General features: G+C 63.8%; 10 protein-coding genes. 6 read left to right on the forward strand and 4 right to left on the reverse strand.

The window, feature by feature from the left end; all coding sequences use genetic code 11:
- Positions 1-20 precede the first annotated feature (20 nt).
- From AWB74_RS28705 to AWB74_RS28715, 3 genes are read left to right on the forward strand one after another with little or no spacing between them, the layout of a single operon-like run.
- Positions 21-1,718 (forward strand): electron transfer flavoprotein-ubiquinone oxidoreductase, encoded by a 1,698-nt coding sequence (locus AWB74_RS28705; protein ID WP_061150023.1) that lies wholly within the window; start codon positions 21-23, stop codon positions 1,716-1,718.
- A 40-nt stretch (positions 1,719-1,758) separates the two neighbouring features.
- The gene (bktB, locus tag AWB74_RS28710) at positions 1,759-2,955 is read left to right on the forward strand and encodes a beta-ketothiolase BktB (RefSeq protein ID WP_061150024.1); all 1,197 of its coding nucleotides are present in this window, start codon (positions 1,759-1,761) and stop codon (positions 2,953-2,955) included.
- Positions 2,956-2,972: 17 nt separating this feature from the next.
- Positions 2,973-3,827 (forward strand): 3-hydroxybutyryl-CoA dehydrogenase, encoded by an 855-nt coding sequence (locus AWB74_RS28715; RefSeq protein WP_061150025.1) that lies wholly within the window; start codon positions 2,973-2,975, stop codon positions 3,825-3,827.
- 27 nt (positions 3,828-3,854) lie between these two features.
- Here the strand turns inward: AWB74_RS28715 and AWB74_RS28720 are convergent, their stop codons facing one another.
- The 4 genes from AWB74_RS28720 to AWB74_RS28735 all read right to left on the reverse strand — a co-directional run bounded on the left by AWB74_RS28720 (position 3,855) and on the right by AWB74_RS28735 (position 7,602).
- Positions 3,855-4,565, reverse strand: a complete 711-nt coding sequence (locus AWB74_RS28720; protein WP_061150026.1) for a DsbA family oxidoreductase — start codon at positions 4,563-4,565, stop codon at positions 3,855-3,857.
- Positions 4,552-5,112: an RBBP9/YdeN family alpha/beta hydrolase gene (locus tag AWB74_RS28725; protein ID WP_061150027.1), complete on the reverse strand. Its 561-nt coding sequence runs from the start codon at positions 5,110-5,112 to the stop codon at positions 4,552-4,554. Before AWB74_RS28725 ends, AWB74_RS28720 begins: the two co-directional genes overlap by 14 nt.
- Positions 5,113-5,144: 32 nt before the next feature.
- Positions 5,145-6,473, reverse strand: a complete 1,329-nt coding sequence (locus AWB74_RS28730) for an MFS transporter (RefSeq protein WP_061150028.1) — start codon at positions 6,471-6,473, stop codon at positions 5,145-5,147.
- Positions 6,474-6,546: 73 nt separating this feature from the next.
- Positions 6,547-7,602 (reverse strand): BKACE family enzyme, encoded by a 1,056-nt coding sequence (locus AWB74_RS28735; protein ID WP_061150029.1) that lies wholly within the window; start codon positions 7,600-7,602, stop codon positions 6,547-6,549.
- 224 nt (positions 7,603-7,826) lie between these two features.
- Between AWB74_RS28735 and AWB74_RS28740 the strand changes: the two genes are divergently transcribed.
- The 3 genes from AWB74_RS28740 to AWB74_RS28750 all read left to right on the forward strand — a co-directional run bounded on the left by AWB74_RS28740 (position 7,827) and on the right by AWB74_RS28750 (position 10,337).
- A complete protein-coding gene (locus AWB74_RS28740; RefSeq protein ID WP_061150030.1) occupies positions 7,827-8,747 on the forward strand; it encodes a hypothetical protein in 921 nt (306 codons plus the stop codon).
- A gap of 141 nt (positions 8,748-8,888) precedes the next feature.
- On the forward strand, positions 8,889-10,037 hold the full coding sequence (locus AWB74_RS28745; RefSeq protein WP_061150031.1) for a porin: 1,149 nt from the start codon (positions 8,889-8,891) through the stop codon (positions 10,035-10,037).
- A 39-nt stretch (positions 10,038-10,076) separates the two neighbouring features.
- A complete protein-coding gene (locus tag AWB74_RS28750; RefSeq protein WP_061150032.1) occupies positions 10,077-10,337 on the forward strand; it encodes a DUF1488 family protein in 261 nt (86 codons plus the stop codon).
- Positions 10,338-10,502: the final 165 nt, after the last annotated feature.

Consider the following 10,502-nt stretch of genomic DNA (forward strand, 5'->3'; position numbering starts at 1 on the left):
GCCTGAGAGAAGGAGGCTGTATGACCTTGGAAGTCGCCCGGGAAGAGGCGCCGACGAACTGGATCGAGCAATACGGTCCGCGTGAATCGATGGACTACGACGTGGTGATCGTCGGCGGCGGACCCGCCGGACTATCCGCCGCGATCCGCCTGAAACAGCGCGCGGCGGAGCAGGGCGTCGAGCTGGGCGTCTGCGTGCTGGAAAAAGGCTCGGAGATCGGCGCGCATATCCTGTCGGGCGCCGTCATGGACCCGCGCGCGCTCGATGAACTCATCCCCGACTGGAAAGCGCAAGGCGCGCCGCTCGATGTCGCCGTGACCGAGGACCGCTTTCTGTTCCTGTCGGAATCGGGTGCGCGGGCCGTGCCGAACTGGGCGCTGCCGGACAACTTCAGGAACCACGGCAACTATGTGATCAGCCTCGCGAATCTGACGCGCTGGCTCGGTCAGCAGGCCGAAGCGCTGGGCGTCGAGATCTTCGCGGGCTTTGCCGCAGCCGAAGTGCTGTATCACGATGACGGTTCGGTCAAGGGCGTCGCGACGGGCAACATGGGCGTGGGCCGCGACGGCCAGCCCACCGATGCCTTCCAGCCCGGCATGGAGCTGCACGCGAAGTACACGCTCTTTTGCGAAGGCGCACGCGGGCATCTCGCGCGGCAGCTATCGGAACGCTTCGGTTTGCGCGACGGCGTCGATCCGCAGGTCTACGGCCTCGGCATCAAGGAGCTATGGGAGATCGATCCCGCGAAGCACAAGCCCGGTCTCGTGATTCACACGGCGGGCTGGCCGCTCGCCAGCGACACCTACGGCGGCTCGTTCCTCTATCACCTCGACAATAACCAGGTGATGGTCGGCTTCGTCGTCGGCCTGGGCTATTCGAATCCGTATCTCTCGCCGTTCGAAGAATTTCAGCGCTACAAGACTCACCCGGCGATCCGCACGTTTCTCGAAGGCGGCAAGCGCGTGTCGTATGGCGCGCGTGCGATCGCGGCAGGCGGCCTGATGTCGCTGCCGAAGCTGGTGTTTCCCGGCGGCGCGCTCGTCGGCGACGACGCGGGCTTTCTCAACGCATCGCGCATCAAGGGCTCGCATGCTGCGCTCAAGACCGGCATGCTCGCCGCCGACGCCGCATTCGACGCGTTGCAGGCCGGGCGCCGGTCGGATGAACTCGCGGCCTATCCCGAATCGTTCAGACGTTCCTGGCTGCACGACGAACTGCACAGGGCGCGCAATTTCAAGCAATGGATGGGCAAGGGCCTCGTGCTCGGCACGCTGATGGTCGGCATCGAACAGAAGGTGCTGGGCGGCAAGGTGCCGTGGACGCTGCATCACCGGCATGCGGATCACGAGACGCTGAAGCCCGCGGCGCAGTGCAGGCCCATCGATTATCCGAAACCGGACGGCAAGCTGAGCTTCGACCGGCTGTCTTCCGTGTTCATGTCGAACACCAATCACGAAGAGAATCAGCCCGCGCATCTGACGCTCAGGGATTCGAGCGTGCCCATTGCCGTCAATCTGCGCACTTATGGGGGCCCGGAAGCGCGCTTCTGTCCGGCAGGCGTCTATGAGTTCGTGAAGGACGATGCAGACGAAGATCGACTGCAAATCAATGCGCAAAACTGCGTGCACTGCAAGACCTGCGACATCAAGGACCCGACGCAGAACATCGTATGGGTGACGCCGGAAGGCGGCGGCGGGCCCAACTATCCGAACATGTAACCGGAAATGCGCACCCGCGCAGACGAACAGGAGCGACTCGATGGGCGAAGCAACGCGTGAAGTGGTAGTGGTAAGCGGAGTGCGGACTGCAATCGGTGAATTCGGCGGCAGTCTGAAGGATTTTTCGCCGACGGAACTGGGCGCGATGACCGTGCGCGAAGTCCTTCGGCGCGGGAATGTCGCAGGCGATGAAGTCGGTCACGTGATCTTCGGCAATGTGGTGCATACGGAACCGAAGGACATGTACCTTGCCCGCGTCGCGGCGATGGACGGCGGCGTGGCGCAGCATGTGCCGGCGCTGACCGTGAACCGCCTGTGCGGCTCGGGTTTGCAGGCCGTCGTCTCGGCCGCGCAGACGATCTTGCTGGGCGATGCGGACGTCGCGATCGGCGGCGGCGCGGAGAACATGAGCCGCGCGCCGTACACCGTGCCGGGCGCGCGTTTCGGGCAGCGCATGGGCGACGGCAAGCTCGTCGACATGATGCTCGGCGCGCTGCACGACCCGTTCCAGACGATCCATATGGGCGTGACGGCGGAGAACGTCGCGCGCAAGTACGGCATTTCTCGCGATGCGCAGGACGCGCTCGCGCTCGAATCGCATCGGCGGGCGGCGCGCGCCATCGCCGAAGGACGATTCCGCGACCAGATTCTGCCGGTCACCTTGCGCACGAAGAAGGGCGACATCTCGTTCGACACCGACGAGCACGTGCGCCACGATGCCAGCGCCGGCGATTTTTCGAAGCTGAAGCCGGTGTTCATCAAGGAGAACGGCACGGTGACGGCTGGCAACGCATCGGGCATCAACGACGCGGCGGCCGCCGTGCTGCTGATGGAGCGCAGTGTCGCCGAGCGGCGTGGCGCCAAACCGCTCGCGAGGCTCGTGTCGTATGCGCATGCGGGCGTCGATCCTGCGTACATGGGCATCGGTCCCGTGCCGGCGACGCGCAAGGCGCTCGAACGCGCCGGTCTCGACGTCGCTCAACTCGACGTGATCGAAGCCAACGAAGCCTTCGCCGCACAGGCATGCGCGGTCACGAACGAGCTGGGACTGGACCCGGCCAAAGTGAATCCGAACGGTTCGGGCATTTCGCTCGGCCATCCGATCGGCGCGACCGGCGCACTGATTACCGTCAAGGCGCTTTACGAGTTGCAGCGCATCGGCGGCCGGTACGCGCTCGTCACGATGTGCATCGGCGGTGGTCAGGGTATCGCGGCGATCTTCGAAAACCTTCAGTGATCGACGGAGGCAGACGCATGAATATCGAATCGATCGGCGTGATCGGCGCGGGCACGATGGGCAGCGGCATCGCGCAGACCGCGGCTGTCGCGGGGCTCGACGTCGTGATGATCGACGTCAGCGACGCCGCACTCGGCAAGGGGCGCGCGGCGGTCAAGGCGAGCCTGGAGCGGCTCGTGTCCAAAGGCAAGCTGGACGCGGCGACGCAGGAGGCCGCGCTCGGGCGCATCGCGATATCGACTGACTATGACCGGCTTGCCGCGGTCGATATCGTCATCGAGGCGGCGACCGAGAACGTCGAGCTGAAGGGACGCATTCTCAGGCAGATTGAAGCGGCCGTGCGGCGGGACGCGATCATCGCGACCAATACGTCGTCGATCTCGATCACGGCGCTTGCCTCGCCGCTCGCGGAACCGTCGCGTTTTCTCGGCATGCACTTCTTCAACCCGGTGCCGATGATGCCGCTCGTCGAGATCATTCGCGGCCTGCAAACCAGCGACGGGACGGCGGCAGCCGTGCGCGCGCTCACCGAGCGCTTCGACAAATCGCCGATCGGCGTGCGCAATTCGCCGGGCTTCGTCGTCAACCGCATTCTGGTGCCGATGATCAACGAAGCGTTCTTCGCGCTGCACGAAGGCGTCGCGACCGCGGGGGAAATCGACGAGGGCATGAAGCTCGGCGCCAATCATCCGATCGGTCCGCTCGCGCTCGCCGATCTCATCGGGCTCGATGTGTGCCTGTCCGTGATGGACGTTTTCCTGAAGGACTTCGGCGATCCGAAATACCGCGCCTGCATCCTGCTGCGCGAACTCGTCGCAGCCGGACGTCTCGGCCGCAAGACGGGACGCGGCGTGTACGACTACGCCGCGTAAGCTCGCAGCCTGCGCTCGCGGCTGGCCTCAGTCGCGAGCCGCGAGCATCATCGCTTCGATGATCGCGCCGGGAGAATGCGCTCCGGAAAGCGCGTAGGACGCATCGAACACGAAATGCGGAACGCCGCCGACATGATGGTCGGCAGACGGCACGAGGCGAGCGGTCGGATCGGCCATGCGCCTCGATTCCGCGAGATGATTCACGACGCCCTCAGGTTCGAGACCGCACTCGACGCCGAGACGCTCCAGAACGCGCCAGTCGCCGATATCCTTTCCCTCCATGAAGTACGCGCCGAACAGGCGCTCGATCAGCAGCGCATGTTGCGCTTCGTTGCCACGGCTGGCCGCGTAGGCCACGAGGTCGTGCGCGGCAGCCGTGTTGGGCATCACGTCGATCTGCTCGAACGAGAACTCGACGCCGGCCTCGATGCCCGCGCGCCGGACCTGCGCACGCCTTGCCGCCACGGCTTCATGACTTCCCAGACGGTCGAGATAGAACGCCTGATAGGGCATGCCTTCGAGCGGTATCCAGGGGAGAAGCTGATGGGAGCGCCACAGCACTTTCAGGCGCACGTCGGGCCGCAAGGCAGCGAAGCGGCTGATGGCCGCCTCCAGGTTGCGTTTGCCGATCAGGCACCACGGGCAGATGAAATCGAAGAAGACTTCGACCGTCATCGTGCGGCCGTGGCCGACTTCGCGGCCCGCCGTGGCGACGTGCCGGAGTTCAGACGAGACCATGAATCAGCGCCTCCGCCATCGGCCATTCGCCATAACCCGCAGCGGGATTGAGATGACCCACTTCGCCCAGATCGACGAGGCCGCTGCCCCAGTCTCGCGCCATCTGCTGCACGCGCTCGAAGCTCGCCAGCGGATCGTTGCGGCTCGCGCCGACGATGCTCGGAAACGGCAGCGGCTCGCGCGGAATGGGGTGCCAGCCGTTGTCGGCGAGCGCATCGAAGGTCGGATAGCCTTCCGGCAACGGGGTTTCGAGATCGACGGGCGCGGCCAGAAGCGCCCCGTGGATCTTGCGATCGTGCTGCCGTGCCCAGTGAACGGTGATCATGACGCCCGCGCTGTGCGCGACCAGAATCACCGGGCCGTCGATTTTCGCGAGGGCGGCATCGAGCGCCGCGACGCGCGCGGCGCAACTGAGCTTGTCGTGTTCGAGCGGCGGCACCGAGGCCGCCCTGGGTAGCTTGTTCTGCAACAGGGTCTGCCAATGTTCGGCGACGTGGTCGCGCAAACCCGGCACGAAGAGAATGGTGGGTGTCGTATCGAGAGTCATGGAAGTCGTTCTTGATGTCATGAGTGGCGGCGTCACGGGCAGCGCGAGGCTTCTTCGCGCAGCGTCGCCACCCGGTCCAGGTCGCGTCCATAGTGCCGTTTGCCGATGGCGAACACGATCGCGGCAAGCAGGGGCGCAAAGGGCACCAGTTGCAGCGCGCCCAGGAGCCCGATCCTGTCGGCGACGATGCCCGTGAGGATCGCGGCAGGCGCCAGGCCCAGCAGGTTATTGACGAGCGTCAGGGTAGCGAACGCGGACGCGTGGATGGAGGGCGGCGTGAGGTTCGCGACCATAGCACCGGACGGTCCGGTTGCGCCTGCGCTGAAGAACATGCCGGCCCCGATCAGCACGAGCTGCAGCGGTCCCGCGGGCATGCGGAAGGCAAGCACGAGAAACGCGAAGCAGGCGAGGCAGAACGCGATTGCCGTGAGCCACTTCTTTTCACGCGCGTTTCTGCTGATGCGGTCGGTCAGGCTCCCGCACACGACCATGCCGAGTCCCGTCACCATCACGAACACTGCCGCGCCGACCGCAGCCTTGCCCGGCGCCATGCCGTAGTAGCGGTTCAGAAAGCTCGGCAGCCATGCCCACAGCGCGGCCGGCACGAACAGATGGAAGCCGCTGCCCACATAGGCGCATACGATCGATCTCGTCGAAAAGAGGCCCTTCATCAGTGCGCGCAAGCTCATGCGGATGCCGGGGCTTTCGGCCTTCACGCCATCGATGGCGGGTTGCAGCGGCGCGAGCCGCGCCTCGGTGACGACGATCCGGTACACGACGACCAGCACGATTCCGAGCGCCGCCATCGCGCCGAACGCCGAGCGCCAGCCAAGATGCGCCGCGACGGCGCCGCCGATCGCCATGCCCATGACCGAGCCGAACGCGCCGCCCGCCATGAAGGCGGCCGTCAGCGTCGCGCGCAGCCGCGCCGGGAAGATGCTGAGGACCACTGCGATGCCGACGCTGCCGTAAGCCGCCTCGCCGATACCGACGAAAGCCCGCGCGAGCAGCATCTCGCCGTAGTTAGTCGAAATCGCACAGCCGAGCGTGGCGAGACTCCACATCGCGGCCATGAGCAGGATGCTCTTCACGCGGCCCCAGCGGTCGGCGAGCACCGAAAGCGGGAACGTCAGCACGCCGACCATGAGCGCGACCACGCTGCTGAGCGATCCCAGTTGGGTGTCGGAGAGACCCCATGTCGACTTGAGCATCGGAAATACGGCATTCAATACCTGCCGCGACATGTAGTCGGAAAGCAGCAACCCGACCGTCAGCGCGAATACGACCCAGGCATAGGCGCGCACGTCGCCCTTTGTTTTCGAAACTTCGCCCGCAGTCGATGCGGCCTGTTGCATGTGCATGAATTGTCTCCTTCATGAATCTCATCGACGGCTTTCCTCGCCCGCGTGGGCGTAGGGCCGCTTTTAGATAGCGTTACGCGGCGCGCAACGGCAGGTTCTTTACGCCGGCCTTGCGATTCGGCGCCATGCCGTTGGCGGCGAGCGTTTGGTCGACGGTGTCGTACTGCACGCCGATGCGATAGATCTCGCGCGCTTCCTTGCCGCTGGCGATCTCGCGTCCGAGTTCACGGGCCACGCGCACGCACTGCTCGATCTGCTGCACGGACGTCATGCGGTTGCCGTGCTGGTCGATGATCGTGTCCTCGATGCCGCAGCGCGGATGCAGGCCCATCGACATCGCCATCATGTTGAACGGCAGCACGTTCTTGAGCAGCGACTCGGCCGTGAGCGTGCAGCCGTCCGGCGCACGGTGGACGAAGTTGAAGAAGTTGAACGGGTTCGGGCCGTCGAAGCCGCCGCCGATGCCGATCCACGTCAGGTTCAGCGGACCGCGGTAGACGCCCTTGCGCACGAGGCGTTCGAGCGTCTCAAGCGCGTGAATGCCGGTCAACTGGAAGTGCGGCTGGATGCCGGACGCCTGCAAGCGGCGCAGATGCTCCTCGACCCATGCGGGACCGGCGGGAACCGTCATTTCGCTGTAGGCGGCCATGAACGCGGGATTCGACAGCGACGTGCCTTCGAGATACTCCGGATACAGCAGCTCCATGATGTTCATCTGCGTCGTGTTGATCGCGACGGTCACCTGATCGGGCTTCGGATCGAGGTCGGCGAGCATGTGGCGCGTGTCGTCGGAGAGCCACTTGGCGGCCTGACCGTCGTCTTCCGGCGCGAACGAGATCGAGCCGCCGACCTGGATGATCATGTCCGGCACCGCTGCGCGCACGCCAGCGATCAGCTCGTTGAACTTCGACAGGCGCTTGGAGCCTTTGCCGTCGAGTTCGCGCACGTGCAGATGCAGAACGGTGGCGCCGGCTTCGTAACAATCGACGGCCTTCTGGATTTGCTCGTCCATCGTCACCGGAATGTCTTCGGGGAAGTCGGCGGGCATCCATTCGGGGCCGTAAGGCGCAACGGTGATAACGACCTTGTCCTGATTCTCGGGGTGCAATGAATCGTCGAGGAATTGCATGTGTGGCTCCGGTGAGAAAGGGCGATGATCGGTTCGCGGGGCAGGCACGCGTAACGATCGCCAAAGGGTATGGTCGTATCCTATTGCGCAGGCGATTCACGCGCCCCTCTCGCGATGAGAGGGGATACTTGGAGGGCGAACCCTGAAGGGAGCACCAATAACTTCAGACGAATTTCGATCGCCGCAACGCGAGCGATCACCGCGCCGGAAAAAGGAGCGATCAAATGAACGCCTTTGCCAGGACGTTAGTGCTGTTGCTGACCGTGTTCGCGCTGGCCGGAGCGTGCCCGGACCTGTTCGGCCAGGAAGCCGGCAATGCGGCAGACAGCAACGCCACGCGCCTGCGCGACAAGTACGAAAGCCTGAAGCCGCAGTTGAGCCACAACCCGTTCCACCGGGAGCTGTATCTCGAGTCGGCGGAAACGGGCTCTTCGCTCAAGGGCGATATTTACGCCGTGGTCGACTATCCGTTCGCGACTGTGAAGGATGCGCTCGATGATCCGTCGCAGGGTCCGGCCAACTGGTGCGACGTGCTGATCCTGCACTTGAACATCAAGTATTGCCGCCCATCGACGAGCGGCGGCGGCACGCAGCTCAACGTGAACCTGGGCCGGAAAGTCGAAGAAAAACTCTCCTCCACCTACCGCGTGCAATTCAACTATCGCTCGGCCGCAGCGAGCACCGCATATTTCCAGGTCGATCTGGATGCCGACACCGGACCGATGAGCACGAAGGATTACCGCATCGTGCTGGAGGCCACGCCGGTCGGGTCCGGACGCACGTTCCTGCATCTGACGTATTCGTACGGATACGGCATGGCGGGACGCCTCGCGATGAAAACCTATCTGTCCACCATAGGCAGCGACAAGGTGGGTTTCACCACCGCGCGGGACGCGTCGAACGGACAATCGGAATACATCGGCGGCGTCAGGGGACTCGTGGAGCGCAATACGATGCGCTATTACCTGGCGATCGACGCCTATTTGCAGGCCTTGTCGAGCCCGCCCGGCAAGCGCCTGGAGCAGCGCCTCGTCACCTGGTTCGACGCGACGGAAAAATACCCGCGCCAGTTGCACGAGGTCGATCGCGATGCGTATCTGACGATGAAACGCAACGAATATCGGCGGCAGCAGAGTCCTGAATAACCGAGGTCACTGCCGCACTACTCGTTTTCCCCATCCCTCTCGCCGCGAGAGGGTGTCAGTTCGTAACCTTTAGCTAACCTTGATCGAGTGATAGGGCGCGTGCTCGTACGCTGCGTCCGACTTAAGAGACAAGGATATCTAATGAAAGCGAGAATGACTGGCGTTGCGGCTCTGATCGGTTTGTCGTCGGCTGCCGCGAATGCGCAATCCGCGGTGACGCTCTACGGGGTTGTCGATTCCGGGCTGCTTTATCAAAGCACTGCGGCGGCGTCGTTCGCGCCGAACGCGCCGAATCTCGGCAAGGTGTACCGCTTCAAGGACGGCGGCATCTATTCGAGCGGCTGGGGCATCAAGGGCACCGAGGACATCGGTGGCGGCTATCACGTCAACTTCAAGCTGCAAAGCTCGTTCGATAGCGGCACGGGCAGGTTCGGCCTGAGCGACACGCCGGGCGTCACCGCGCAATTCAACCAGTACGCGACGCTGGGCGTTTCAGGGCCATTCGGCAAGATCGATGCAGGCCGCCAGATCGTGCCGATGATCTGGGCGATGTACGACACGGACGTGCGCGGCGCGCAGTACTTCGGCAGCATTCTGACCGCATGGCTCGGCATGAACCAGGCGGCGGGCTGGCCCGGCACGAGCACGAATGGCGCGATCGGCGCGCTGTATGACAGCAATGCGATCGTCTACGAGTCGCCGAAGTTCTATGGCGCGTCGGTCGCGCTGGAGTACGCGCCGGGCGGCGTCCCCGGTCACTTTCAGGGCGGCACGCGCGAATCGGCCGTCCTCAAGTATTCGAACTACGGCCTGAATCTCGCCGCGGCGTACTACAACGGCCACGACGCCAATCCCTTTCCCCCGACGTATCCCGCCACGCCGGCGATTCCGGCGACAGGGCAAGCCAACAACCGATTTCTCTACCTCGGCGCCCAGTACACGTTTTATGGTTTCTCGGTGTCCGGCTCATACGGTCATGGCAAGAACCCAGCGAACAGCAACCGTGCCGATATCGATATGTATTCAGCTGGCCTTGGCTATCGATTCACGCCCGCTTTGAAAGTGACATCCGGCTTCTACTACCTGAAGGACAACAACAACTCGACCAATCATTCGGCCGAGTTCGCAGTGGGCGCCGAATACAGCGTGTCCAAGCGCACGTTGGGGTATGTGCAGGTCGGTCACGTCGACAACCACGGCACGATGAATCAGACCATCGTCTATGGACAGCCGGTCGCGCCAGGCACTTCGACCACGGCCGCGATGATCGGCGTGCGGCATAACTTCTGACAGAGCGGCGCACTCACTGCTTTTCTTATCGAGGTTGAAATGAACATTCTGTTTCCGCACGTCGACAGCATTTACATAGGCGAAGGTCCTATCTATTTCGATGCCATCGTGGATGGCGTCACGGTCAACTGCGTCCTGACGGAGCATGCGCTGGCGGCTGCCGCCGGCATCGATCACGTCGTTTCCCGGCGGGCAGCGTTCGCGTTCGGACAGCCCGCGATCAGGGAAGTCGTCGCTCGCCGGGCGAGGGAGTCGGCATTCGGGCCGGTTGTCATCACGCGGGCCGAAATTCGCGTTTGAACGCGAGCGAACTCATCATCAAGTCTCATGGAACGCTTCAACATGAATCAATCAACCATCAAGGCGACGCTTTGTTTCAGCGACAACACGCCGAGCGTCGAAATGCCGATCTACAAGGGCACGATGGGCCCGGACGTGATCGACATCCGCAAGTTGTACGGTCAG

Source organism: Caballeronia arvi (assembly GCF_001544695.2).
GTDB lineage: Bacteria > Pseudomonadota > Gammaproteobacteria > Burkholderiales > Burkholderiaceae > Caballeronia > Caballeronia arvi.

What these genes read in the sequence shown, in the direction of transcription:
- AWB74_RS28730 (WP_061150028.1), bottom strand. Translation starts at nt 6,473, where the DNA reads ATGCACATGCAACAGGCCGCATCGACTGCGGGCGAAGTTTCGAAAACA.
- AWB74_RS28705 (WP_061150023.1), top strand. Translation starts at nt 21, where the DNA reads ATGACCTTGGAAGTCGCCCGGGAAGAGGCGCCGACGAACTGGATCGAG.
- AWB74_RS28720 (WP_061150026.1), bottom strand. Translation starts at nt 4,565, where the DNA reads ATGGTCTCGTCTGAACTCCGGCACGTCGCCACGGCGGGCCGCGAAGTC.
- AWB74_RS28745 (WP_061150031.1), top strand. Translation starts at nt 8,889, where the DNA reads ATGAAAGCGAGAATGACTGGCGTTGCGGCTCTGATCGGTTTGTCGTCG.
- AWB74_RS28715 (WP_061150025.1), top strand. Translation starts at nt 2,973, where the DNA reads ATGAATATCGAATCGATCGGCGTGATCGGCGCGGGCACGATGGGCAGC.
- AWB74_RS28725 (WP_061150027.1), bottom strand. Translation starts at nt 5,112, where the DNA reads ATGACTCTCGATACGACACCCACCATTCTCTTCGTGCCGGGTTTGCGC.
- AWB74_RS28750 (WP_061150032.1), top strand. Translation starts at nt 10,077, where the DNA reads ATGAACATTCTGTTTCCGCACGTCGACAGCATTTACATAGGCGAAGGT.
- AWB74_RS28735 (WP_061150029.1), bottom strand. Translation starts at nt 7,602, where the DNA reads ATGCAATTCCTCGACGATTCATTGCACCCCGAGAATCAGGACAAGGTC.
- AWB74_RS28740 (WP_061150030.1), top strand. Translation starts at nt 7,827, where the DNA reads ATGAACGCCTTTGCCAGGACGTTAGTGCTGTTGCTGACCGTGTTCGCG.
- bktB (WP_061150024.1), top strand. Translation starts at nt 1,759, where the DNA reads ATGGGCGAAGCAACGCGTGAAGTGGTAGTGGTAAGCGGAGTGCGGACT.